The sequence below is a fragment of the Type-E symbiont of Plautia stali genome (assembly GCF_059731115.1).
This window is the reverse complement of the sequence record NZ_AP035906.1, coordinates 816,597-839,753: the sequence shown is the minus strand read 5'-3', so window position 1 is coordinate 839,753 and position 23,157 is coordinate 816,597. Positions and strand designations below refer to the sequence as shown.

At 55.4% G+C, this 23,157-nt stretch carries 24 protein-coding genes; 17 read left to right on the top strand and 7 right to left on the bottom strand.

The features are described 5' to 3' along the window. Positions 1 to 14: 14 nt before the first annotated feature. From thpR to panD, 9 genes are all read left to right on the top strand, one after another. Positions 15 to 554 (top strand): RNA 2',3'-cyclic phosphodiesterase, encoded by a 540-nt coding sequence (gene thpR / locus AC6I8L_RS03730; protein ID WP_058960865.1) that lies wholly within the window; start codon positions 15 to 17, stop codon positions 552 to 554. Then, a complete protein-coding gene (sfsA, locus tag AC6I8L_RS03725) occupies positions 555 to 1,271 on the top strand; it encodes a DNA/RNA nuclease SfsA (RefSeq protein ID WP_058960866.1) in 717 nt (238 codons plus the stop codon). A gap of 258 nt (positions 1,272 to 1,529) precedes the next feature. After that, positions 1,530 to 1,985: an RNA polymerase-binding protein DksA gene (dksA, locus tag AC6I8L_RS03720; RefSeq protein WP_034829547.1), complete on the top strand. Its 456-nt coding sequence runs from the start codon at positions 1,530 to 1,532 to the stop codon at positions 1,983 to 1,985. A 70-nt stretch (positions 1,986 to 2,055) separates the two neighbouring features. After that, a complete protein-coding gene (gluQRS, locus tag AC6I8L_RS03715) occupies positions 2,056 to 2,991 on the top strand; it encodes a tRNA glutamyl-Q(34) synthetase GluQRS (protein WP_058960867.1) in 936 nt (311 codons plus the stop codon). Between the two features lie 36 nt (positions 2,992 to 3,027). Beyond that, complete coding sequence (pcnB, locus tag AC6I8L_RS03710) at positions 3,028 to 4,443, top strand: polynucleotide adenylyltransferase PcnB (protein WP_236699748.1); 1,416 nt, start codon at positions 3,028 to 3,030, stop codon at positions 4,441 to 4,443. Then, positions 4,440 to 4,925, top strand: a complete 486-nt coding sequence (gene folK / locus AC6I8L_RS03705) for a 2-amino-4-hydroxy-6-hydroxymethyldihydropteridine diphosphokinase (RefSeq protein WP_058960868.1) — start codon at positions 4,440 to 4,442, stop codon at positions 4,923 to 4,925. The genes pcnB and folK overlap by 4 nt, the downstream gene beginning before the upstream one ends. Positions 4,926 to 5,007: 82 nt before the next feature. Then, positions 5,008 to 5,802 (top strand): 3-methyl-2-oxobutanoate hydroxymethyltransferase, encoded by a 795-nt coding sequence (gene panB / locus AC6I8L_RS03700; protein WP_058960869.1) that lies wholly within the window; start codon positions 5,008 to 5,010, stop codon positions 5,800 to 5,802. A 15-nt stretch (positions 5,803 to 5,817) separates the two neighbouring features. Further along, positions 5,818 to 6,672 (top strand): pantoate--beta-alanine ligase, encoded by an 855-nt coding sequence (gene panC / locus AC6I8L_RS03695; RefSeq protein WP_058960870.1) that lies wholly within the window; start codon positions 5,818 to 5,820, stop codon positions 6,670 to 6,672. Positions 6,673 to 6,712: 40 nt separating this feature from the next. After that, on the top strand, positions 6,713 to 7,093 hold the full coding sequence (gene panD, locus AC6I8L_RS03690; protein ID WP_034829560.1) for an aspartate 1-decarboxylase: 381 nt from the start codon (positions 6,713 to 6,715) through the stop codon (positions 7,091 to 7,093). A 37-nt stretch (positions 7,094 to 7,130) separates the two neighbouring features. Here the strand turns inward: panD and AC6I8L_RS03685 are convergent, their stop codons facing one another. The 3 genes from AC6I8L_RS03685 to hpt all read right to left on the bottom strand — a co-directional run bounded on the left by AC6I8L_RS03685 (position 7,131) and on the right by hpt (position 9,603). Beyond that, positions 7,131 to 7,901 carry an ABC transporter permease gene (locus AC6I8L_RS03685; RefSeq protein ID WP_034829563.1) on the bottom strand — a complete coding sequence of 257 codons (771 nt, stop codon included), beginning with the start codon at positions 7,899 to 7,901 and terminating at the stop codon, positions 7,131 to 7,133. Further along, on the bottom strand, positions 7,898 to 8,821 hold the full coding sequence (locus AC6I8L_RS03680) for an ABC transporter ATP-binding protein (RefSeq protein WP_034829565.1): 924 nt from the start codon (positions 8,819 to 8,821) through the stop codon (positions 7,898 to 7,900). Before AC6I8L_RS03680 ends, AC6I8L_RS03685 begins: the two co-directional genes overlap by 4 nt. A gap of 245 nt (positions 8,822 to 9,066) precedes the next feature. Beyond that, the gene (gene hpt / locus AC6I8L_RS03675; RefSeq protein WP_039331277.1) at positions 9,067 to 9,603 is read right to left on the bottom strand and encodes a hypoxanthine phosphoribosyltransferase; all 537 of its coding nucleotides are present in this window, start codon (positions 9,601 to 9,603) and stop codon (positions 9,067 to 9,069) included. Positions 9,604 to 9,769: 166 nt separating this feature from the next. Between hpt and AC6I8L_RS03670 the strand changes: the two genes are divergently transcribed. After that, positions 9,770 to 11,059 (top strand): cystathionine gamma-synthase family protein, encoded by a 1,290-nt coding sequence (locus AC6I8L_RS03670; RefSeq protein ID WP_058960871.1) that lies wholly within the window; start codon positions 9,770 to 9,772, stop codon positions 11,057 to 11,059. A 248-nt stretch (positions 11,060 to 11,307) separates the two neighbouring features. Here AC6I8L_RS03670 and cueO read toward each other — a convergent pair whose 3' ends face one another. Further along, positions 11,308 to 12,930, bottom strand: coding sequence for a multicopper oxidase CueO (gene cueO, locus AC6I8L_RS03665; protein WP_058960872.1), 1,623 nt, complete (start codon positions 12,928 to 12,930; stop codon positions 11,308 to 11,310). A gap of 177 nt (positions 12,931 to 13,107) precedes the next feature. On the opposite strand from cueO, the gene AC6I8L_RS03660 reads away from it, so the two are divergent. From AC6I8L_RS03660 to speD, 3 genes are all read left to right on the top strand, one after another. Beyond that, the gene (locus AC6I8L_RS03660; protein ID WP_007888732.1) at positions 13,108 to 13,455 is read left to right on the top strand and encodes a YacC family pilotin-like protein; all 348 of its coding nucleotides are present in this window, start codon (positions 13,108 to 13,110) and stop codon (positions 13,453 to 13,455) included. A 108-nt stretch (positions 13,456 to 13,563) separates the two neighbouring features. Then, positions 13,564 to 14,427, top strand: coding sequence for a polyamine aminopropyltransferase (gene speE / locus AC6I8L_RS03655; RefSeq protein WP_058960873.1), 864 nt, complete (start codon positions 13,564 to 13,566; stop codon positions 14,425 to 14,427). Between the two features lie 5 nt (positions 14,428 to 14,432). Next, complete coding sequence (speD, locus tag AC6I8L_RS03650; RefSeq protein ID WP_058960874.1) at positions 14,433 to 15,242, top strand: adenosylmethionine decarboxylase; 810 nt, start codon at positions 14,433 to 14,435, stop codon at positions 15,240 to 15,242. A gap of 118 nt (positions 15,243 to 15,360) precedes the next feature. On the opposite strand, the gene AC6I8L_RS03645 is transcribed toward speD, so the two are convergent. From AC6I8L_RS03645 to dtnK, 3 genes are read right to left on the bottom strand one after another with little or no spacing between them, the layout of a single operon-like run. After that, on the bottom strand, positions 15,361 to 16,122 hold the full coding sequence (locus AC6I8L_RS03645; protein ID WP_034829581.1) for a DeoR/GlpR family DNA-binding transcription regulator: 762 nt from the start codon (positions 16,120 to 16,122) through the stop codon (positions 15,361 to 15,363). Between the two features lie 6 nt (positions 16,123 to 16,128). Then, on the bottom strand, positions 16,129 to 17,109 hold the full coding sequence (locus AC6I8L_RS03640) for a D-threonate 4-phosphate dehydrogenase (protein ID WP_034829583.1): 981 nt from the start codon (positions 17,107 to 17,109) through the stop codon (positions 16,129 to 16,131). Beyond that, positions 17,102 to 18,373, bottom strand: coding sequence for a D-threonate kinase (gene dtnK / locus AC6I8L_RS03635; protein WP_058960875.1), 1,272 nt, complete (start codon positions 18,371 to 18,373; stop codon positions 17,102 to 17,104). Before dtnK ends, AC6I8L_RS03640 begins: the two co-directional genes overlap by 8 nt. Positions 18,374 to 18,562: 189 nt before the next feature. Here dtnK and AC6I8L_RS03630 point away from each other — a divergent pair, with 189 nt between their 5' ends. The 4 genes from AC6I8L_RS03630 to AC6I8L_RS03615 all read left to right on the top strand — a co-directional run bounded on the left by AC6I8L_RS03630 (position 18,563) and on the right by AC6I8L_RS03615 (position 23,091). Beyond that, complete coding sequence (locus AC6I8L_RS03630; protein WP_058960876.1) at positions 18,563 to 19,711, top strand: iron-containing alcohol dehydrogenase; 1,149 nt, start codon at positions 18,563 to 18,565, stop codon at positions 19,709 to 19,711. 17 nt (positions 19,712 to 19,728) lie between these two features. Next, positions 19,729 to 20,613 (top strand): dihydrodipicolinate synthase family protein, encoded by an 885-nt coding sequence (locus AC6I8L_RS03625; protein ID WP_034829589.1) that lies wholly within the window; start codon positions 19,729 to 19,731, stop codon positions 20,611 to 20,613. A gap of 54 nt (positions 20,614 to 20,667) precedes the next feature. Further along, positions 20,668 to 21,621: a phosphoglycerate dehydrogenase gene (locus AC6I8L_RS03620; RefSeq protein WP_058960877.1), complete on the top strand. Its 954-nt coding sequence runs from the start codon at positions 20,668 to 20,670 to the stop codon at positions 21,619 to 21,621. 150 nt (positions 21,622 to 21,771) lie between these two features. Then, positions 21,772 to 23,091 (top strand): MFS transporter, encoded by a 1,320-nt coding sequence (locus AC6I8L_RS03615; protein ID WP_058960878.1) that lies wholly within the window; start codon positions 21,772 to 21,774, stop codon positions 23,089 to 23,091. The last annotated feature ends 66 nt before the right edge of the window (positions 23,092 to 23,157 follow it).

Genomic DNA, 23,157 nt, shown 5'->3' with positions numbered 1-23,157 from the left:
ACGGCCACGTCACCATGTCGATACAACGTCTGTTTTTTGCCCTCGAACTGCCCGCGCCACTCCAGCAACAGCTGGTACAGTGGCGCGCAGATCACTTTGCAGAAGGGGCAGGAAAACCGGTGGCCGCCGCCAATCTGCATCTGACGCTGGCGTTTCTGGGGGATGTCAGTGCCGAGACCTCGCAGCAGTTACAGCAGTTAGCTTCGCGCATTGTTCAGCCCGGTTTTAGCCTGGATTTGGATGATGCGGGACACTGGCCGCGCCCCGGTGTCGTGTGGCTTGGCTGCCAACGTGCGCCACGCGGCTTGTTGCAGTTAGCGAGCCTGCTGCGTGCTCAGGCGGCACGCCATGGCTGCGCCCAGAGTGCGCAGCCTTTTCACCCGCATATCACCTTGTTGCGCCACGCCACACAAAAAGTGGCCTTACCCCCGCGCGGCTTTCACTGGCAGTACGATGTCAGTGACTTTGCGCTGTTCTCATCGACCTTTAGCCAGGGACGCTCCCGCTATCGGCGGCTGGCGCGCTGGCCATTGCCCTCTTCGTCAGGAGCCTGAATGCAGTTTGATCCACCGCTGAAACCCGCCCGTCTTATTGCCCGCTATAAGCGCTTTCTTGCCGATGTCGTGACACCAGAAGGCGAGACTTTAACGATTCACTGCGCCAATACCGGCGCGATGACCGGCTGCGCCACACCGGGCGATACCGTGTGGTACTCCACTTCAAACAGCATCACGCGCAAGTATCCGCACAGCTGGGAATTGACCGAGACACAACAAGGCCACTGGATCTGCGTGAACACCCTCAGAGCCAATCAACTGGCGCGTGAAGCCTTAACCCTTGACGCCATTCCAGAATTGTCCGCTTACAGCCACTGCCAACCTGAAGTGAAATACGGTACGGAAAAAAGCCGAATTGACTTCCTGCTGCAAGCGGAGGGCAGATCAAACTGCTATATTGAAGTCAAGTCCGTCACCCTTTTACAGCAGGGTAAAGGCTTTTTTCCGGATGCGGTGACGGCTCGAGGACAAAAGCATCTGCGCGAACTCAGTGCTATCGCGGCAGAGGGTCATCGAGCTGTTTTGTTGTTCGCCGTTCTGCATACGGGGATTGAGGACGTCTCCCCGGCGCGCCATATCGACGCACACTACGCAGAACTACTGGGACAGGCTCAACGCTGTGGAGTAGAGGTGTTGGCGTATCAGGCTCAGATATCACCTGCTCAAATGTTACTCACTCAGCCCGTCGCCGTGACGATTAACGTAGAGTTGTAATATTTATAGCAATTTGCTGTGATAGGAATGTTCTGGGCGGTGCGCTAAATACGCTGTTCCTCACAGGCTTGTCAAGGTGCGAATATGAATAATTGCCAACCTTGACTGCTTCTGCTATTTATAGCGGCCTGTTTTTTCCCTGATGGGAATCGATATACCCCTTAATAATTCGCGTTGCAGGCAGTCGGTGGTCAATTTAGCCAATGCACATGCAACCTGAAGTATGACGGGAAGGGCGTGTTATCCAGGAGAAACAACATGCAAGAAGGGCAAAACCGTAAAACATCGTCCCTGAGTATCCTCGCCATCGCTGGTGTGGAGCCGTATCAGGTGAAACCGGGCGAAGAGTATATGAACGACGCCCAACTGAGCCATTTCCGCAAGATTCTGGAAGCCTGGCGCAACCAACTTCGGGATGAAGTAGACCGCACTGTGTCGCATATGCAGGACGAAGCTGCGAACTTCCCGGATCCGGTAGACCGTGCCGCACAGGAAGAAGAGTTCAGCCTGGAATTACGTAACCGCGATCGTGAGCGTAAACTGATCAAAAAGATCGAAAAAACGCTGAAGAAAGTGGATGACGACGATTTCGGCTACTGTGATTCTTGTGGTGTAGAAATTGGTATTCGTCGCCTTGAAGCGCGTCCGACCGCCGATCTCTGCATCGACTGCAAAACGCTGGCTGAAATCCGCGAGAAGCAAATGGCAGGCTAATGGCCGTGAGCAGAATGTCGCCGCACTGCCGGGAAAACCACTGTTTTCCCGACGTGCGGTGCACCTCAAAATGAACTCTTCAACCTCTTCCTGCGTCGGGCGTTTCGCTCCCTCTCCTTCTGGTGATCTGCATTTTGGTTCGCTGATAGCCGCCTTAGGCAGCTACCTGAGCGCGCGTGCGCAACAAGGCCGCTGGCTGGTGCGTATTGAAGATATCGATCCGCCGCGAGAAGTGGCTGGCGCAGCGACACGCATCCTGAAACAGCTGGAGCATTATGGCCTGCAGTGGGATGGCGACGTGTTGTGGCAGTCGCAGCGTCATGATGCCTACCGGGAAGCGCTGAGCTGGCTGCAACAGCACCGTCAAAGCTACTTTTGTACCTGCACGCGCAGCCGTATTCAGCAGCTTGGGGGGTTCTACGACGGTCACTGTCGGGAATTACATCTCCCTTCAGACAACGCCGCGCTGCGCCTGCGTCAGCATGCGCCGGTTTATGGCTTTGACGATCGCCTGCGCGGTCATTTAGCGGCCGAGCGCTCGCTGGCAGAAGAAGATTTTATTATCCATCGCCGGGATGGTTTGTTTGCTTACAACCTGGCGGTGGTAGTAGATGACCATTTTCAGGGTGTGACGGAAATCGTACGCGGGGCAGATTTGATTGAACCCACGGTGCGTCAAATCGCGCTCTACCAGCAGTTCGGCTGGCCGGTGCCTGCGTATCTGCACCTGCCGCTGGCCATCAATGACGATGGCAATAAGCTCTCTAAACAGAATCATGCGCCCGCTCTACCTGATGGAGATGCGCGCCCATTGCTGGTATGCGCGTTGCACTTGCTGGGGCAATCGGTTTTAGAGAGTTGGCAAGATGCCACAGTGGAGCAACTGCTCGATAACGCGGTGGCACAGTGGAGTATCCAACTGATCCCACAACAGAACGCGCGAATCACGGATGAGGCGACATCGCCATTCCTAAATGGTTCGCAACAGGCTATGATTAGCCGCTGATTTATTAACACCCTTTTATCACTGTCGAGGTGTCCCATTTTTACCCGAGTCGCAAATTTTTGCCGGAGAGTCCTCAAGCGTGACGAGGAGGCGCCTGAAGAGGTGGAAACTGAAAGTCTGATGACCGTCATTCCCCGTGAAAGCCATAACATCTCACGCAAAGATATCAGCGAAAACGCCCTTAAAGTGCTGTATCGCCTGAATAAAGCCGGTTTCGAAGCTTACCTGGTAGGCGGCGGCGTGCGCGATTTGCTGCTGGGTAAGAAGCCAAAAGACTTTGATATCACCACCAACGCCACGCCTGAGCAGATGCGCAAATTGTTCCGCAACTGCCGTCTCGTCGGTCGTCGTTTCCGTCTGGCACATGTGATGTTCGGTCCTGAAGTGATCGAAGTCGCGACTTTCCGTGGTCATCACCAGGAAGAAGCTCAAGACGATCGCAACAACTCCCAGCGCGGCCAGAACGGCATGCTGCTGCGTGATAACATTTTTGGCAGCATCGAAGATGATGCCCAGCGCCGCGATCTCACCATCAACAGCCTGTATTACAGCGTGGCGGATTTCTCCGTACGTGATTACGTGGGTGGGTTGCAGGATCTGGAAGACGGCGTGATCCGTTTGATTGGCGATCCGGAAACACGTTATCGCGAAGATCCGGTACGGATGCTGCGCGTGGTGCGTTTTGCCGCCAAGCTGGAGATGCGCATTGCCGCGGAAACTGCCGAGCCGATTCCACGCCTGGCCACGCTGCTGAATGACATTCCGCCTGCGCGTCTGTTTGAAGAATCCCTTAAATTGCTGCAAGCCGGTTACGGATTCCGTACCTATCAGATGATGCGTGAGTACCATCTGTTCCAGCCGCTGTTCCCTACCCTGACGCGTGGCTTCACCGCCGAAAGCGACAGTCTGATGGAGAAAATGCTGGCTCAGGTGCTGAAGAACACCGACAACCGCATTCAGAACGATATGCGCGTCAATCCGGCCTTCCTGTTTGCCGCGATGTTCTGGTATCCGCAGCTGGAATCGGCCCAACGCATTGCGCAGGAAAGCGGACTGACCTATTACGACGCCTTTGCGCTGTCGATGAACGAAACGCTGGATGAAGCCTGCCGTGCGCTGGCGATTCCTAAGCGTATCACCACCCTGATTCGCGATATCTGGCAGCTGCAGTTGCGCATGTCACGTCGTCATGGCAAACGCGCATGGAAGCTGATGGAGCATCCTAAATTCCGTGCCGCTTATGATCTGCTGGCGCTGCGAGCCGATGTGGAAAACAACCGCGAACTGCAAAGCCTGACCCATTGGTGGGGCGAGTTCCAGGCTGCGGCGCCGGTCGAGCAGAAAACCATGATGAACACGCTGGGCGATGATCCGGTGGCACCGCGTCGCAAACCGCGTCGTCCGCGCCGTCGTCCAACCGGCCCGCGCCGCGATATCAATAGCGCATCATGATTCGTGTTTACCTCGCCTTAGGCAGTAATCTGGCCGACCCGCTGCATCAGGTTGATGCAGCGCTGGCCGCGATTGATGCGATCCCGCACACCTCGCGCGTCGCCACCTCTTCACTGTACCGCACGCCACCGTACGGCCCGCCAGACCAGCCTGATTACCTGAATGCGGTGGTCGCGCTGGACACCACGCTGGAAGCTGAAGCGCTGCTCGATCATACGCAACGTATCGAGCTGGAGCATGGGCGTGTGCGCAAAGCGGAGCGCTGGGGACCGCGCACCCTCGATATCGACATCATGCTGTTTGGTCAGCAGACGATTCACACTCCACGTCTCACCGTGCCACACTACGACATGCACAACCGTGCGTTTATGCTGGTACCGCTGCTGGAAATCGCGCCAGGCCTGCGCTTGCCCAACGGTCAGCCACTGACCGGCATCCTCGCCACGCTGGATCGCAGCACCATCCGCTTGTGGTCTGAGTAGGCGGCAATAATCGCACTACGGTCGTATCGCCTTTTCAATCAATCCAGTACACTGCGCGCATCAGAAAACTCTGGAGTGTGCGATGAAACCGACAACCATCTCCCATTTACGCCAGCTCAAAGCCAGTGGCCGCAAATTTGCCACCCTGACGGCCTACGACTTTAGCTTTGCCCGCCTGTTTGCCGATGAAGGCATTCAGGTGATGCTGATTGGCGACTCCCTTGGCATGACCGTGCAAGGTCATGAATCCACATTACCTGTCACCGTGGCGGATATCGCTTATCACACCGCGGCCGTGCGCCGAGGCGCGCCGAATGCGTTGGTGATGGCCGACCTGCCGTTTATGAGTTACGCCACACCGCAGCAAACCTTCGATAACGCCGCTCAACTGATGCGTGCCGGTGCCAACATGGTGAAGCTGGAAGGCGGTGAATGGCTGGCAGACACCGTGCGTATGCTTACCGAGCGCGCCGTGCCGGTCTGTGGTCATCTAGGCCTGACGCCACAGTCAGTGAACATCTTTGGTGGCTACAAGGTGCAGGGCCGTGATGAAGCGGGCGCGGAGCGTTTGCTGGCCGATGCACTGGCGCTGGAAGCCGCAGGAGCACAATTGATGGTGCTGGAGTGTGTGCCGGTGGCGCTGGCAGAGCGTATCACCAAAGCGTTGAGCATTCCGGTCATCGGTATTGGTGCGGGTAACGTCACCGATGGACAGATTCTGGTGATGCACGATGCCTTTGGCATTACCGGCGGTCATATTCCTAAATTTGCCAAAAATTTCCTCGCGGAAACCGGCGACATTCGCGCGGCAATTCGCCAGTATATTGCCGACGTTGAGGCGGGCATCTACCCTGCCGCCGAACACAGTTTCCAGTAAATCAGGAGAGTTGCAGTGCTGATTATTGAATCGCTGCCGATGCTGCGACGAGAAATTCGTCGCTGGCGGCAGGAAGGCAAACGTATCGCGCTGGTGCCCACCATGGGCAACCTGCATGACGGCCACCTGACGTTGGTGGATGAAGCGCGCGAGCGGGCCGATATCGTGGTGGTCTCGATCTTCGTCAACCCGATGCAGTTTGAACGCGCCGATGACCTGGCGCGTTATCCCCGTACCTTGCAGGACGATTGCGAGAAGCTCAATCGTCATAGTGTCGATTTGGTGTTTGCCCCTGCGCCAGCGGATGTGTATCCCAAAGGGCTGGATAGCCAGACCTTCGTTGAAGTTCCGGGGTTATCGTCTTTGCTGGAAGGTGCCAGTCGTCCCGGTCACTTCCGCGGTGTGTCCACTATTGTGAGCAAACTGTTTAATCTGGTGCAGCCCGATATTGCCTGTTTTGGTGAGAAAGATTTCCAGCAGTTAGCCATTATTCGCAAGATGGTGGCCGACATGGGCTTCGATATCGAGATTGTCGGCGTGCCAACCGTACGCGCGCAAGATGGTTTGGCGTTGAGCTCACGTAACGGTTATCTCACCAGCGAAGAGCGCGCGATCGCTGCGGGTCTGAGCCAGGTGATGAACAGCATGGCCGAACGTCTGAACAACGGCGAACGCCATGTTGAAGAGATTATCGAAACGGCCGAGGTCGCATTGCGTGAGAAAGGCTTCCGCCCTGATGGTCTGGCTATTTGCGATGCCGACAATTTGCAGCCGCTGACGGTGGATAGCCAGCGCGCCGTGATTCTGATGGCCGCCTGGTTGGGCAATGCGCGCCTGATCGATAATCAGCAAGTGGATCTGACGGAGTAACCTCCGTCGTTTAATCGCAGCTTAATAAGGTTATCCCGTTATGATTCGTACCGTACTTCAGGGCAAACTGCACCGCGTGAAAGTCACGCAGGCAGATTTGCACTACGAAGGTTCCTGCGCCATCGACCAGGATTTTCTTGATGCATCCGGCATTCTGCAATACGAAGCCATCGACATTTATAACGTCACCAACGGTCAGCGTTTCTCCACCTACGCGATTGCCGCTGAGCGTGGCTCGAAGATCATCTCCGTTAACGGTGCCGCCGCCCGTTGTGCCTGCGAAGGTGACATCATGATCATCTGCTCTTATGTGCAGGTGGAAGATGAAGTCGCCCGTAGCTGGCAGCCCAAAGTCGCTTATTTCGAAGGCGACAACGAGATGAAACGCATCGCTAAAGCGTTGCCGGTTCAGGTGGCTTGATACAACGAGGGCGGCCATTCGGCCGCCCTCGTAAAACTTAAGTCCGCAATCCGCGACCGCGCTGAATCAACGCATACACCAGTACGTAAAACACCACAATAAAGGCAATCAGCACTGACAGGGTAAACACCAGCGGCACGTCATTGATGCCGAGGAAACCGTAGCGGAATCCACTGATCATATATACCACCGGGTTCAGTTTCGACACCGCCTGCCAGAACGGCGGCAGCAGCGTCAGCGAATAGAACACCCCCCCCAAATAGGTTAACGGTGTCAGCACGAAGGTGGGGATCAAGCTGATATCGTCAAAGGTACGCGCAAACACCGCATTCAGCAGGCCAGCCAGCGAGAACAGAATCGCAGTCAGCAGCAGCGTCAGGGCCACCATTGACCACGAGTGCACGTGGAACGGCACAAAGAACAGCGAAATAGCCGTCACCAGAATACCAACGCACACGCCACGCGCCACGCCGCCGCCAACATAACCAGCGATGATAATGTGCGTGGGCACCGGCGCCACCAGCAGCTCTTCAATATTGCGCTGGAATTTGGCGCTGAAGAATGAAGAGGCCACGTTGGCGTAAGCGTTGGTAATCACCGCCATCATGATCAGACCCGGCACGATGAACTGCATATAGCTGAAGCCATGCATATCGCCGATGCGTGAACCAATCAGGTTACCGAAGATGATGAAATAGAGCGTCATGGTGATCACCGGTGGCACCAGCGTCTGAATCCAGATGCGGGCAAAACGGTTGATCTCCTTGGCCCAGATACTCTTGAGCGCCACCCAGTATAAATGTGTCATGCTTTCACTCCTTTACCCTGGGTCAGGCTGACGAACAGCTCTTCAAGGCGGTTCGCTTTGTTACGCATACTCAGCACCTGCACGCCCTGCGCACTCAGCTGGCTGAACACGCTGTTGAGCCCCTGCTCACGCATCACTTCCACTTCCAGCGTAGAGGTATCCACCAGGCGATACTGGAAGCCTTCCAGCTGCGGCAGTGGGCTGCGCGGCGCCAGATCGAGGATGAAGGTTTCCGATTGCAGCTTTGACAGCAGGCCTTTCATCGAGGTGTTTTCCACCAGCTCACCGCTCTGAATAATGCCGATATTGCGGCACAGCATTTCTGCTTCTTCCAGGTAGTGCGTGGTGAGAATAATGGTGGTGCCTTTGATGTTGAGATCTTTCAGGAAGGTCCACATTGAACGACGCAGTTCGATATCGACACCTGCGGTCGGTTCATCCAGAATCAGCAGTTTTGGCTCGTGCATCAGCGCACGTGCGATCATCAAACGGCGTTTCATCCCGCCCGACAGCATGCGTGCACGCTCGTTGCGTTTGCCCCACAGATCGAGTTGGTTAAGGTATTTTTCCGCGCGCTTGTTAGCTTCAGCCCGCTCCACGCCATAGTAACCCGCCTGATTGACCACAATCTGCATCACGGTTTCAAACGGGTTAAAGTTGAACTCCTGCGGAACCAGACCCAGCTGGCGTTTCGCATTGACCACGTCTTTTTCCAGGTCATAGCCAAACACCCGCACGCTGCCGCCGGATTTATTCACCAGCGAACTGATGATGCCGATAGTGGTCGATTTACCCGCGCCGTTTGGCCCGAGCAGTGCGTAAAAATCGCCTGCCTCAACGTTGAGATCAAGCTTCTTCAGCGCCTGAACGCCGCCGGGATAGGTTTTGGTGAGCCCGGAAAGTTCCAGTGCATAAGTCATTGCGAATCCATACCCTGTTGTAGTGACATCAAAGCCCTATGAAATGATAGTGCGCTCACGCCGAGCATGCGGGGTTATTCAGAGATAACGAGTGAAAAATCAAAGATGAAGCGCTGAGCGATAACCCGCGACACTTTACCACTCTGCATGCGGTAGGGGAACGCAAGCGCAGCCCGTCAGTCATTGACTCGCGGGCTGCGCATCTTATCGCAGGCTGGCGGGATTAGCCTTGGAAGATTGTGCGGTTATTCACCGGTCGGGATAACTTTGCCAATATACGGCAGATGACGATAGCGCTGCGCGTAGTCGATACCAAAGCCGACCACGAACTCGTCAGGAATGGTGAAACCAACGTATTCCACGGTCACTTCCACTTCGCGACGCTCTGGTTTATCCAGCAGCGTGCAGATGGCCAGTGACTTTGGCTCGCGCAGGCGCAGGATCTCGCGCACTTTGCTCAGCGTGTTGCCAGAATCGATAATGTCTTCCACGATCAGCACGTCTTTGCCGCGAATGTCCTCATCCAGATCTTTCAGGATTTTCACGTCGCGGGTCGATGACATGCCACTGCCGTAGCTGGAGGCGGTCATAAAGTCGACTTCATGCGGGACATCGATGGCACGACAGAGATCGGCCATAAACATAAAGGAGCCACGCAGCAGACCCACCAACACCATTTCGCTGCCGCTGCTACGGTAGTGTTCGCTAATCTGCTTGCCCAGTTCGGCAATACGGGTTGCAATCTCCTGCTCAGAGATCATCACGTCGACGGTGTGTTTCATTGCATTCGCTTGGTTAAGGTTTTCAGAAAGCCACGAAGTCTATCATAGTCGAACCAACCTCTAACGCCGCGCACAGAACGCAAACGATACCGTGGCAAAATTTATTGCGCTGGCCTTAACTACAGAAAACCCACCCGCACTCTCACCGGTATTCTCTGGAGATCCTATGGCCGCTTCATCCAGTAAAAAAACACAGATTGGCACCCACGATCTGCATCCGGAAACGCAGATGCTTAATTACGGTTACGATCCGCGGCTATCGGAGGGCGCAGTCAAACCTCCTGTATTCCTGACTTCGACCTTTGTGTTCAACAGCGCCGAAGAGGGACAGGACTTTTTTGATTTCGTTGCCGGACGTAAGCAGCCGCCGGAGGGCAAGAGCGGTGGGCTGGTATACTCACGCTTTAACCATCCCAACAGCGAGATTGTGGAAGATCGGCTGGCCATCTATGAACAGGCAGAAAGTGCCGCGCTGTTCTCCTCCGGAATGTCGGCCATTGCCACCACGCTGCTGGCGTTTGCGCGGCCGGGTGAAGTGATTTTGCATTCTCAGCCGCTGTACGGCGGCACTGAAACGTTGCTAAGCAAAACGCTACACGATTTAGAGATTAAAGCCGTCGGCTTCAGCGATGGCACCGATGAAGACAAAGTGTATGAAGCAGCCAAACTGGCGTGGCAGCGCGGTCGTGTGGCGCTGATTCTGATTGAGACGCCGGCCAACCCGACCAACAGCCTGGTGGATATTCAGCTGATGAAGCAGGTAGCAGATGTCATCACCCAGCAGCAAGGTTCGCGCCCGATTCTCGCCTGCGATAACACCTTGCTCGGCCCGCTGTTTCAACGTCCTTTGCAGCACGGTGCCGACTTGTCGCTCTACTCGCTCACCAAATATGTCGGCGGCCATTCGGATCTGATTGCCGGTGCGGTGCTGGGCAGCAAAGCGCTGGTGAGCAAGGTGCGATCGCTGCGCAGCGCCATCGGCACCCAACTTGATCCGCACTCCAGCTGGATGATTGGACGATCGCTGGAAACGCTGTCGTTGAGGATGGAGAAAGCCGCCAGCAATGCAGACAAAGTCGCCGCGTTTTTGCGTGATAATCCGCAGGTAGAAAAATTGCACTGGCTGCCCTATCTCGATGCGGACACCTCTGCGGGTGAAACCTTCCAGCGACAATGCAGCGGCGCAGGTTCCACGTTCTCTTTTGATATCAAGGGTGGCCAGCCGGCAGCGTTTCGTTTTCTCAATGCCCTTGCGTTGTTTAAATTGGCCGTGAGCCTGGGCGGTACCGAATCACTCGCCAGCCATCCGGGCAGCACCACCCATTCCGGCGTACCGCAGGAAGTACGCCAGCGTATTGGCATTACCGATGCCACGGTACGTTTGTCGATTGGTATCGAACATGCTGATGATTTGATTGAGGATATCCGGCTGGCACTGGAAGCGGCTCAGGCCTAATCACTTGCCTGGCACGCTCAGTGCGTGAAGGGCGGCGTTGACCAGGCATCGAGCAGCTGGATAAGGCTGCCCGATGTCCACGCTCGTGTGCTGCCGTAAACCAGGCCACTTGTGCCCTGCCCCTGTAACAGGAAATCAGGCCATTAGCGCCCTGATACTGCTGAGCAGTAAAAGTCCCGCTTATGCCCTGGTATTGCTATACAACCCGCAGCGAAGACGTTTAGGCTTCGCTGCGGTGTGGCAGTCACTTAGCCGACGGTGAAGCCCAGCATCATGCCGGTATCTTCATGCTCCAGCAGATGGCAATGCGCCATGTAGGCGTTATCGGCATTGGCAACGTAGTTAAAGCGCACCAGCACCTCACTGCGCCAGCCGTTGACGCTGACCATGTCTTTCCAGCCTGCACGATGCGGCGCTGGCGGCTTGCCGTTTTCTGACAGGATGCGGAACTGGGTGCCATGAATGTGGAACGGATGCAGCATAGCATCGCCCTCACCGGAAATGGTCCATTTTTCCACTTTGCCGAGTTCGGCGTTAAACATCGGCTTGGTCATGTTAAACGCCTGACCGTTGATTTTATTGCCGTTGTGGAAATCGTAAGCCGCTGTTTTTGCGTGATCCATCGGCATACTGCCATGGTCCATCTTCATGGCACCGCCGCTCATGTCCATGTTGCCATGATCCATCTGCATCGCCCCGCCCTTCGAGTCCATGCTGCCGTGATCCATTTTCATCCCGGCCATGGCTTGATGACCGTAACGATCCATCAGCGCCTGCATGCCTTGTTGATCCAGTTGCGGATCCATCATCAGTTGTAGCCAGCGGCTTTGCACGCCTTCCACTGATGGCAGCGGCGGCAGATCCACCAGCTTATCCGGCATAGAACCACTTGCCATCACGCGCAGTGGCAGAATTTGCACCAGCGGCAAGGGTTGATCAAAGGGTGCCAGCGTCATGCCCATCTGCGTCACCGGCAGCGTCACCATGTCGAAGGTTTTGCCGTCTGAAGTATCAATCATCACTTCGAAACGCTCGCCGGGCAGCAGCGGCAGGCTATCCACTTTTACCGGCTCGGCCAGCAAACCGCCATCGCTGGCAATCACGTACATTGGGCGCTTATCACTGGTGGCGATATCCAGCGAACGGGCATTGCAGCCGTTCAACAGACGCAAGCGCAGCCAGCCGCGTGGCACCGCTTGCTGCGGATACTGCACGCCGTTGGTTAACATCATGTCACCAAACCAGCCCACCGCCGCGCGCATGATGTCGAGTTGGTAATCGATTTTTGCGCCGTCTCTGGTCAGCTGTTTATCCTGGAAAATCAGCGGCACATCATCTTCGCCCCACTGCATCGGCAGACGCAATTTGCCGGAATCTTCGTCCTCTAACAGCACCAGTCCCGCCAGCCCCTGCGCCACCTGATAGCCGGTTTTGCCATGCTGATGCGGATGGAACCAACAGGTGGCAGCCGGTTGATCGGGCGTAAAGGTCACCTGACGTGAGGCACCGGGCGCAATCAGTGCTTGCGGTCCACCATCAACATCGCCAGGAATTTCCAGACCGTGCCAGTGCAATGTCGTTGCTTCCGCCAGCCGATTATGAATATTCACCGTAACGGCTTTCTCGCGCGGCAACCGCAGCGCCGGGCCGAGCAGACTGCCGTTATAGCCCCACGTCGGGACGGATTTGCCGTTCCATTGGCTGGTGCCACTCATCGCGGTGAGTGTGTACGCTCCGCGTGCATCGGGCTGCAAAATAGAGGGGATCGGTAACAGCGGGCGCGTGGCCGCCATTAACGAACGGCTCCACAAAGGCAGCGCACCTGCCGCGCTGAGTGCGGCGGTCAACTTTAGAAAATGACGACGTTGCATATTCTTATCCTTGTCGTGAATAAGGGCACAGCGTAAACCTTTACCCTGCGGGAGGGTCAAGCCCCTTAACAGAATGCGCCGATAAAAACCGTGGGAATGCCCCATTTGGGCAAATTTAGCGGAATCCCTGCAATAACTGTGCTAACGTCAATAAATTGTCCCTTGTTGAGAATGATTATGACGAAAAGCATCAAGATCCTGCTGCTGGCGGGACTCCTTGGCTTCTCCTCCACCAGTTTTGCCCTGAGCGAATCCGAAGCTGAAGATCTGGCCGATCTGACCGCGGTGTTTGTTTACCTGAAGAACGATTGTGGCTATCAGGATCTGCCCGATGCGCAAATTCGCAAAGCGCTGGTGTTTTTTGCCCAGCAGAACCGCTGGGATCTGAGCAATTACAGCAACTACAACATGAAGTCGCTCGGCGAAGAGAGTTACAAAGATTTGAGCGGTATCGCCATTACCAATGACAAGAAGTGTAAGTCGCTGGCGCGTGACTCGCTGAGTCTGCTCGCTTACGTCAAATAGCCCGCCATCCCGCTCTGCTGCTGAAGATTTGACCGTGCAACCACGGTCATATTTCGCTATGCTTTTTCCCCTAATTTCATGGCGATGACATTCGAGGAGAGCCCCATCATGGCCCAGAATGAAATGTGGTATGAGACGCTTCATGCCGGATTTGGACAGTATTTCACGGTAGATAAACTGCTTTATCGCGACAAAACGGCGCATCAGGATCTGGTGATCTTTGAAAATGCCGCCTTTGGTCGTGTCATGGCGCTGGACGGTGTGGTGCAAACCACCGAGCGCGATGAGTTCATCTACCACGAAATGATGACCCACGTGCCAATCCTGGCGCACGGCAAGGCGAAGCGCGTGCTGATCATTGGCGGTGGCGATGGCGCCATGCTGCGCGAGGTCTCACGTCACCAAACGATTGAACAGATCACCATGGTTGAGATCGATGCCGGCGTGGTAAGTTTTTGCAAGACGTATCTGCCCAATCACAGCGCCGGTGCCTACGACGATCCACGGCTGAATCTGGTGATTGATGATGGTGTGAATTTCGTCACCCAGACGCAAGAGAAGTTCGACGTCATTATTTCCGATTGCACCGATCCCATCGGTCCCGGTGAAAGTCTGTTTACCTCTGAATTCTATGCCGGCTGTAAACAGGCGCTAAATCCCGGCGGAATCTTTGTGGCACAGAACGGCGTCTTTTTCCTGCAGCAGGACGAAGCGATCAACAGCCATCGTAAACTTGGCCATTACTTCTCCGACGTCAGCTTTTATCAGGCGGCGATCCCCACCTATTACGGTGGCATTATGACGTTTGCCTGGGCAAGCGACAACGAGACGCTACGCCAGTGGGATGCTGTCACCCTGCAATCACGCTTTGACGACGCGGGCCTACGCTGCCGCTACTACAATCCCGCGATTCATGTCGGTAGCTTTGCCTTACCGCAATATCTGCTGAATGCCTTGTCGTGTGAGGAGTGACGAAATTGCAAAAGCTGAAACTACACGGCTTCAATAATCTGACGAAGAGCCTGAGTTTTTGTATTTACGATATTTGCTACGCCAACAGCGAAGCGGAGCGTGATGGCTACATCGCCTATATTGATGAGCAGTATAATGCGAATCGCCTCACCGAAATCCTGACGGAGACCTGCTCAATCATTGGTGCCAACGTGCTGAACATCGCGCGACAAGATTATGAACCGCAGGGTGCCAGCGTTACCATTCTGGTCAGCGAAGAGCCGATCAATCCGCAGGATATCGACAAATCTGAGCATCCGGGTCCGCTGCCCAATTCGGTGGTGGCGCATCTGGATAAGAGCCATATTTGCGTGCACACCTATCCAGAAAGCCATCCTGAGGGGGGATTGTGCACCTTCCGCGCTGATATCGAAGTCTCCACCTGTGGGGTGATTTCGCCGCTTAAGGCGCTGAATTATCTGATTCACCAACTGGAATCGGACATCGTTACCATTGATTATCGCGTGCGTGGTTTTACCCGTGATGTGAATGGCTTAAAGCACTTTATCGATCACGAGATCAATTCGATTCAGAACTTTATGTCCGAGGATATGAAGGCGATGTACGACATGGTGGATGTGAACGTCTATCAGGAAAATATCTTTCACACCAAGATGTTACTGAAGGAATTTGACCTGAAATACTACCTGTTCAATACCAGGCCTGAAGAACTCAACCCGCAGGAGCACAAGCGCATCACCAATCTGCTGTGGAAAGAGATGCGTGAAATCTACTACGGCCGCAATATTCCGGCGACGGGATTGAAGCTATCGTAGTGGGCTGCGATTAACGGGTGCGCATCAATGGGCACCTACGCAAGCAAGTGTCGGTGCAGGGCTAGCATTGGGTTAACCCTACTGCTGAAGGGTCGCCTTTGATGGCGACCTTGTTACATCAGGCTGTCAGCTGCAAACCAATGCCACGCTCACGCAACGCGCGACAAACTGCGTCGTCGAGACGCGCATCCGTCACCACATCGGTCAAACTATCAATCGGTGCGGCGCAGTATAGCGACCAGGAACCGTACTTACTGCTGTCAGCCAGCAGAATGCGGCGGCGTGCATTCGCCAGCAGATCCATCTTCAGACCGGCTTTATCTTCCGTCGGCGTCGTAATCCCGCGTTCGATACTCCACGAGTTACAGCTAACGAACGCGATATCCGGATTAATGCTGCGCAGCAGGCGTCGGCCATGCTCTCCAATACAAGACTGACTGGAGTCATCAATACGGCCACCAATAATGGTGGTTTCAATCTGCTTGAATTCAGACAGGAACAGCGCGATATGCAGGTCGGCGGTGATCACTCGCAGTTGCAGATGCGTGAGCTGGCGCGCCAGTTCCAGCATGGTGGTACCGGCATCCAGCACCACGGAGTCGCCCGACTGCACATAACTGGCGGCAAACTGCGCGATGGCCTGCTTCTCTGCCAGATTACGCTGCATTTTTTCCAGCGTGGTCGGCTGCGCAGGTATAAAACGATTGAGCGTCACTCCGCCATGGCTGCGGCTAATGACGCCTTCCTTGTCGAGCTTGATCAGATCGCGGCGGATCGTCGCCGGTGAAGCCGAGATCGCACTCACCAGCTGTTCTACAGTGACCAGATTATGACTTTTCAGATAGTCCATAATCTGGTCGAGACGGCTTTGTCCCTTCATATTTCCCTATGCTAGCTGCATCGCGAGTTTAATGGAGATCGCCATGCTCGCAGAGTTCGCTTTACCTGTCCAGGCGATATCAAACGCCGTGCCGTGGTCCGCGGAAGTACGGATAAACGGCAGGCCAGCGGTGATATTGACGCCATCATAAAAACCTAACAATTTCAGAGGGATGTGCCCCTGATCGTGATACATCGCCACCACCATATCGTACTGACCTTGCTGGCACTGCAGGAACACGGTATCCGGCGGGCAAGGGCCATAAACATCAATGCCCTGCTCTTTCATCACTTTGATTGCCGGTGCTACGGTGGTGATCTCTTCGTCACCAAACAGGCCATTTTCGCCCGCATGCGGATTCACCCCAGCTACGGCAATGCGCGGCTTGTCGAAACCGACGCGGCGCAGGAAGGTATCCGCCATGCCAATTACCGTCTGGATGCGATCGCCATTCAGGGTATCCAGGAACTTACGCAGCGCGATATGCGTCGTGACGTGGATCACCTTCAGATGATCGGTGTACAGCACCATGGCGTAGTTTTTGGTGTTAGTTAGTTGCGCCAGCAGTTCGGTGTGTCCCGGATAAATGTGCCCTGCTGAGTGCAGTGCTTCTTTATTGAGTGGAGCTGTCGCGATTGCGTGCACTTCCCCGGCCAGTGCCAGTTCGGTGGCGCGTTTCACACAGCGCCAGGCCAAATCACCGGCTTCTTTCTGCACCACACCCGGTTTTAACGCCTCTGGATTGGCCAGCGGTTCATCAATTACGTTGATGATGCCCGGTGCGAAATGCGCATCTTTGACGTTATCCAGTACGCGTAATTCAGCCTGCGGCGTAATGTTCAATCCCATCACCCGACGCAGCGTACTGGCACAGCCGACCACCACCGCCGGGATCCCCGCCAGGTCGCCTTCCGCTAACGCTTTAATGATGATCTCCGGGCTGATGCCCGCCGGATCGCCCATGGTCACCGCAATAATTTTATTCACTCGACTTCTCCTCAATGAAACGGATGGCTTCTATCAGGGTGTTTTCGTCACCAAAGCCACCCGCTTTGGTCATCACCGGCAGGTGTAATTCGCTATTTAGCAGAACCCCGTGCGGCACACAGCCCGCCACCAGGCCCTGAATCTGAAAACCACTGGCGCCGAGCGCTTGTGCGACGGCAATTGCCACGTCGCCGCCCGAAAGATACAACCCGGCAGGCAAGGCCTGGCGGCAAACGTTGTGGGTCAATTGGGCGAGGAAGTGGCAGATGCGTTCTCCCAGCTCCTGGCGTGACACCTGATGTTGCTGACACAGCTGTTCAATCTCATGGCGTTGCTCTGCATGCTGTGTGGTGCGCACTACGCAGTGTGCGCCGTCGCGTAAAGCCTGTTGCATCGCTTGCTGCCACTCGACAGCCTGCGGCCACGCGGGCTGAGCAAACAGCTGACGGATATCAATATCGATAATGCGAATGTCACGTTGGGTCGCGAGGCGGGCGATTTGCTGCTGCGCGATGGCGCTCATCGAACCCACCACGGCCAGCACCGGCCTGGCCGGACGCGTCGCCAGATATTCGCCCAATGCATCACCTAATCCGGAAGCGCCTGCGAGTAAGGGTCGTGCGGGTAAACTCGCCGCCGCCGCCACAATCAGCGCAATATCAGCATCCTGCTCGGCATCCAGCACCACTAAGCCTTGCCTACTGGCAAGCACCTGTGCCAGCTTGCCACTGCGCACCGTTGCCAGGTCCAGAGTTTCACCGGTCAGATCGCTTTGCATGTGCAGGCGGGTTAACACATGGCTACTGGTCACCGGGGTTTTCGGGTCGCTGGCAAATTCGGTGTCCGTCAGACGCTGCTGGTTGATCCAGACTTCACCTTCACGCGTGGTACGGCCCAGTTTCGGCACAGCGGGCACCACCAGCGCTAAGGTTTTTCCGCTGGCGTGCAATGCGGCCTCAATCTCTGCGCCCGGATTGCCGCGCAGCGTGGAATCAATCTTTTTAAACAGCCAGCCATCCTGGGCAATCGCCTGATGCTGCTGTAATGCTAGCGTTGTACGATGCGCTGCTTCTGCTGCACTGACTGCACGGCTGTCGGTGCTGATGACCAGCACATCGGCGCTGCTGGCATCGTGGGCTGTACTGCTATCAAACAGCACATGCACCTTTGCACCTGCTCGCGCCAGTCCGCTGCCGGCGTCGTTGGCACCGGTAAAATCATCCGCGATCACTAAGACGGGTGTTTTCCATGGCTGTGAAGTCATTCTCTTTCCTCTGCCGGCAGTTCGCCGTGTTAAGATTGATTATATTCAATCATGATTGATTATATGTGAGCAAGATCAAATTATTTGAAATCAATTTGTCCTATAAATTTAGGCACTGTAGTGACAGAACCCGCACTGAATGAGCAAAATTAATCATTTAGTACGAAAAAACCGCGATAAGGGTATGAAATGAATATCAACAGCACCGTGATCAGTGGCTTCCAGGCGCTTAATGACCTCAGCTATTTACTGCAGAGTAAAGACAAAGCGCTTCTGGTCACCGACAAGAATATCGAAGGCATTCCAGCGGTTCAGTCGCTGATCGCGCAGCTGAAACAGCAGATCAGCAGTTTGAGCATCGTCAACAGCGTGCCGCCGGAGCCAAGCCAGCACGATGTCGCCGCCATTGTTGCCGCACTACCTTCTACCGACGTCGATCTGGTGATCGGCGTGGGCGGCGGCAGCGTGCTGGATGTCGCCAAACTGCTGTCGATTCTGTGCGTTGATGGCGCGCCGACACTGGATGCCCTGCTGGCCGGAGAGAAACCGCTGACCCGCACCACGTCACTGTTGATCCCGACCACCGCCGGTACCGGCTCCGAAGCCACGCCAAACGCAATCCTGGCGATCCCAGAGAAAGAGACCAAAGTTGGCATCATCACTCCGGTGATGCTGCCCGATTATGTCGCACTGGTGCCTGAACTGACCACCAGCATGCCGCCGCATATCGCCTCTTCCACCGGTATCGATGCACTCTGTCATCTGATCGAGTGCTTTACCGCCACCGTGTCCAATCCGGTGAGTGATAACTATGCGCTGATCGGCATGAAAAAGCTGTTTGCCAGCCTGGAGACCACCATTGCCGAACCGGGCAATCTGGAAGCGCGCCTGAATATGTTGTGGGCTTCTTATTACGGTGGCGCATCGATTGCCCACGCCGGTACCCATCTGGTGCATGCGATGTCCTATCCGCTGGGAGGCAAATATCATCTGCCGCACGGCGTGGCGAACGCCATTCTGCTGGCACCGTGCATGCGCTTTGTGCGCCCCGCCGCCGTGAGCAAATTTGCGCAGGCCTACGATCTGCTGCCGGACGCCGATGCCTCACTGGATGTAGAAGCCAAATCGCATGCGCTGGTGGAGTACTTTGCCGCGCTGGTGAAACGGCTCAAACTGCCTGCCAGTCTGGAAGAACTGGGTATCGGCCCGGATCACCTGCCGTATCTGGTTGAAGCCGCGCTCGACGTGCAGCGACTGATGAAGAATGTACCGATGAAAGTGAGCGCCGATGACGTACGAAACGTCTACCTGACGCTGTTTCCGGCTTTGAATCACTAAGGATTAATGAGGGAATCATGAGCAAGAAAATTCAGGGCGTATTAACCGCCATCGTCACCACCTTTGACAGTGAAGGTGCGTTTAATCCCGCGGCTCAGCGCCTGCAGGTACAACGTCAGCTCAGCGCGGGTAACGGCATCTTCTGCGGCGGTACCAACGGTGAGTTCTTTGTGCTCAACGAGCAGGAGAAGTTAGCGGTTACCGAAACCTGCGTAGATGAAGTGAACGGCGCTGCCCCCGTTGTGGCGCACATCGGTGAGATCTCTACCCGTGAAACCATCCGCCTCGGCAAACAAGTCGCCAAACTGGGCGTGGATGCGGTTTCGGTGATCACTCCGTATTTCGTGCCGCTGAAGCAGGAAGAGTTGATTGCCCACTACCGCGCGGTGGCAGATGCGATTGAAGTACCGCTGTATCTGTACAACATCCCTGCACGCACCGGCAACACCTTACAGCCGGAAACCGTGCGTGCGCTGGCTTCACATCCCAACATTATCGGCATCAAAGACAGTGCGGGCAGCTATGAGAGCCTGAGCGGTTTCCTGAAGGCCGCTGAAGGCGTGGAAAACTTCAACGTGCTGACCGGCCCTGACTCGCTGATCCACCGTGGCTTTGTTGAGGGTTGTACTGCCTGTATTTCGGGTCTCGCCAACGTGGCACCGAAAGAGATCAACGCTATCTGGGCACGTTTCCACGCGGGCGACATTGAAGGCTCGCGTCAGGCGCAGGAAAACATTACAGGCCTGCGTACCGATCTCTACAGCGTCGGTTTCCCACCGGCCACCGTTAAGAAAGCTGTTTCACTGCTGGGTTCAGATGTGGGTAACAGCCGTTATGCGGTGAGCTTCTCTGCCGAAGAAGAGCAGAAGATCCGCCAGATCGTGAATCAGTACCTGCAGTAAAGACCGATTGGGCAGCGGTTGCTGCCCGTTCCAACACCAGGATTGGGAAACGCTATGAAAGTTATCTGTACTTCACCGTCTTTCGCCAAATACGACGCTGCGCCTATTGATGCGCTGGAACAGCAGGGTTTTGAGCTGATCACCCTGCCCGCCGATGCACCGCTTAGCGCGCTGGAACCGCATCTGGCCGAGACCGTGGCGATGATCGTTGCCTTTACCGATGTGAATGAAGCACTGCTGGCAAAAGCACCTCAGCTGAAGATCGTGTGTAAGCATGGCGTGGGCGTCGACAACATCAATCTGGATGCCACCCGCGCACGCGGCATTTACGTCACCAATGTGCCGGATGCCAATAAACATGCCGTGGCTGACTTCGCGTTCGCGTTGATTCTGAATAGCGCACGCCAGATTACCCAGGCTGCAATTGGAACCCGTGCCGGTAACTGGCCGCGCATCTTTGCCACCGATGTATATGGCAAAACGCTGGGCATTATCGGCCTCGGGAATATCGGTAAACAGGTTGCGCTGCGTGCCAAAGGCTTCAACATGCGCGTGATTGCTTTCGACTTTTATCCGGATGAAAAATTTGCCGCCGAGCATGGCATCGAATTCGTCAGCCTCGATCAGCTGACCGAAAGCAGCGATTTCATCACCTTGCACAAGCCGCTCACCGATAAAACCCAGAATCTGTTCGATGCTGCGCGCATCAAGCGCATGAAGAAGAGTGCATTCCTGATCAATGCCTCACGCGGTGGCATCGTCAATGAGCAGGATCTGTATCAGGCGCTGCTGGACAACGTCATCGCTGGCGCGGCCGCCGATGTGTTTGAGCAGGAACCGCTGGCGGAACATCCGCTGTTCACCCTCAGCAACTTTATCCCGACTTCGCATATCGCGGGTTACACCGACGGTGCCATCAGTGCCATTGGTGAACGTTGCGTCGCGCAGATTGTGCAGTGCATCAAACAGGGCGAGCGCCCGACAAATGTTATGAACGGGCTGGATTAATTTTCTCAAAACCCTACTTAATCCAAATTTTAATCCCCAGTCATTGGTGCTGACGCCAGCGACAAGGTCATCTGTCCCCCGAATGTGGGGTGGATGATTGCAGTCAACGCCGCGACAGCGCGAAAGACGCCGGGAAGGTGAAAAAATATTATGAACAACACCTCTCGCTCTACCCGAATTCGCTGGTGGATTGCTGGCCTGATGTGGCTGGCGATCGCCATTAACTATATTGACCGTACCGTACTCTCTGCGGCTGCCCCGCATTTGATCAAAGAGCTCGACATTCATCCCGAGATGATGGGCTTTATCATGGCAGCGTTCTTCTGGTCTTACGCGCTGTTGCAGATCCCGGCAGGCTGGTTTGCCGATCGCTTCGGTCAGAAAAAAGGTCTTGGTATTGCGGTGGCCTGGTGGTCAATTGCTACCATGGCGATGGGCCTGGCAACCGGCTTTAAATCTCTACTGGCGCTGCGTTTAGCGCTGGGTGTCGGTGAGGCCGCCGCCTATCCGAGCAACGCCGGGATAACCGCGCGCTGGTTCCCGGATCGTGAACGTGCCACCGTTTCAGGCCTGTTCGACAGCGCCTCGAAGTTTGGTGGTGCCGTGGCCATGCCGCTGATCGTATTTATGATCGCCATGTTCGACTGGCGCATCACCTTCCTGGTGATTGGATCACTCGGTGTGTTCTGGGTGATCGCCTGGTACTTTATCTATGCGGAAAACCCGGAAGATCACAAAGCGATCAGTCAGGACGAAGTGCGCTTTATTCGTGATGGCCAGGCGCAGAAACACGGCGACAAAAGCGTACGTCCGATGAAGTGGTACAAGCTGCTGCGTTACCGCAATATCTGGGCAATGTGCATTGGCTTCTTCACTATCAACTACACCTCATACTTCTTTATCACCTGGCTGCCGACTTATCTGGTGAAAGATAAAGGCATGGATTTCCTCAAGATGGGGATGGTGGCTGCACTGCCGCTGATTTGCGGCATGGTGATTGAAGTGCTGGCCGGTTGGGCATCGGATCGCATGGTGCACAAAAAAGTGCTGTCACTGACCGCCACGCGCAAGCTGTTCCTGACTATTGGTCTGATGATGGCACTGTGTATCGGCTTCGCCCCGTTCACTGACTCGGTATTTATGACCGTGCTGTTGCTGTGTATCGCCAAATCGGGCACCACCGTTGCGGCTTCGCAGGTGTGGGCACTGCCTGGCGATGTGGCACCGCAGAACAGCGTGTCGATCGTGGCAGGCCTGCAAAACACCGTATCCAACATGGGCGGTGCGGTGGGGCCGATTATTACTGGTGCCATCGTCGGGGCGACAGGCCACTTCACCTGGGCGCTGGTGTTCTCTGCTGTATTAGTGGTTATCGGTATTCTTAACTACCTGTTCCTGATGGGCAAAGTCGAACCCATCGTGGATGAGGAACAGGCGCATCATCCACACTCCGTGGTAAGCGGCGCGTAAGTGCCAAACTCGCCGCATCGTCCTGATGCGGCGTTTCCCCTACAGAAAATAAAAAACAATTGGAGG

Bases quoted from the DNA above. Each gene is read 5' to 3' on its own strand.
- dtnK (WP_058960875.1), bottom strand. From the start codon at position 18,373: ATGACTTCACAGCCATGGAAAACACCCGTCTTAGTGATCGCGGATGAT.
- panD (WP_034829560.1), top strand. From the start codon at position 6,713: ATGATTCGTACCGTACTTCAGGGCAAACTGCACCGCGTGAAAGTCACG.
- AC6I8L_RS03615 (WP_058960878.1), top strand. From the start codon at position 21,772: ATGAACAACACCTCTCGCTCTACCCGAATTCGCTGGTGGATTGCTGGC.
- dksA (WP_034829547.1), top strand. From the start codon at position 1,530: ATGCAAGAAGGGCAAAACCGTAAAACATCGTCCCTGAGTATCCTCGCC.
- speE (WP_058960873.1), top strand. From the start codon at position 13,564: ATGGCCCAGAATGAAATGTGGTATGAGACGCTTCATGCCGGATTTGGA.
- cueO (WP_058960872.1), bottom strand. From the start codon at position 12,930: ATGCAACGTCGTCATTTTCTAAAGTTGACCGCCGCACTCAGCGCGGCA.
- AC6I8L_RS03680 (WP_034829565.1), bottom strand. From the start codon at position 8,821: ATGACTTATGCACTGGAACTTTCCGGGCTCACCAAAACCTATCCCGGC.
- AC6I8L_RS03645 (WP_034829581.1), bottom strand. From the start codon at position 16,122: ATGAAGGGACAAAGCCGTCTCGACCAGATTATGGACTATCTGAAAAGT.
- AC6I8L_RS03685 (WP_034829563.1), bottom strand. From the start codon at position 7,901: ATGACACATTTATACTGGGTGGCGCTCAAGAGTATCTGGGCCAAGGAG.
- folK (WP_058960868.1), top strand. From the start codon at position 4,440: ATGATTCGTGTTTACCTCGCCTTAGGCAGTAATCTGGCCGACCCGCTG.
- panB (WP_058960869.1), top strand. From the start codon at position 5,008: ATGAAACCGACAACCATCTCCCATTTACGCCAGCTCAAAGCCAGTGGC.
- sfsA (WP_058960866.1), top strand. From the start codon at position 555: ATGCAGTTTGATCCACCGCTGAAACCCGCCCGTCTTATTGCCCGCTAT.
- AC6I8L_RS03660 (WP_007888732.1), top strand. From the start codon at position 13,108: ATGACGAAAAGCATCAAGATCCTGCTGCTGGCGGGACTCCTTGGCTTC.
- AC6I8L_RS03630 (WP_058960876.1), top strand. From the start codon at position 18,563: ATGAATATCAACAGCACCGTGATCAGTGGCTTCCAGGCGCTTAATGAC.
- gluQRS (WP_058960867.1), top strand. From the start codon at position 2,056: ATGAACTCTTCAACCTCTTCCTGCGTCGGGCGTTTCGCTCCCTCTCCT.
- AC6I8L_RS03670 (WP_058960871.1), top strand. From the start codon at position 9,770: ATGGCCGCTTCATCCAGTAAAAAAACACAGATTGGCACCCACGATCTG.
- AC6I8L_RS03625 (WP_034829589.1), top strand. From the start codon at position 19,729: ATGAGCAAGAAAATTCAGGGCGTATTAACCGCCATCGTCACCACCTTT.
- thpR (WP_058960865.1), top strand. From the start codon at position 15: ATGTCGATACAACGTCTGTTTTTTGCCCTCGAACTGCCCGCGCCACTC.
- hpt (WP_039331277.1), bottom strand. From the start codon at position 9,603: ATGAAACACACCGTCGACGTGATGATCTCTGAGCAGGAGATTGCAACC.
- AC6I8L_RS03620 (WP_058960877.1), top strand. From the start codon at position 20,668: ATGAAAGTTATCTGTACTTCACCGTCTTTCGCCAAATACGACGCTGCG.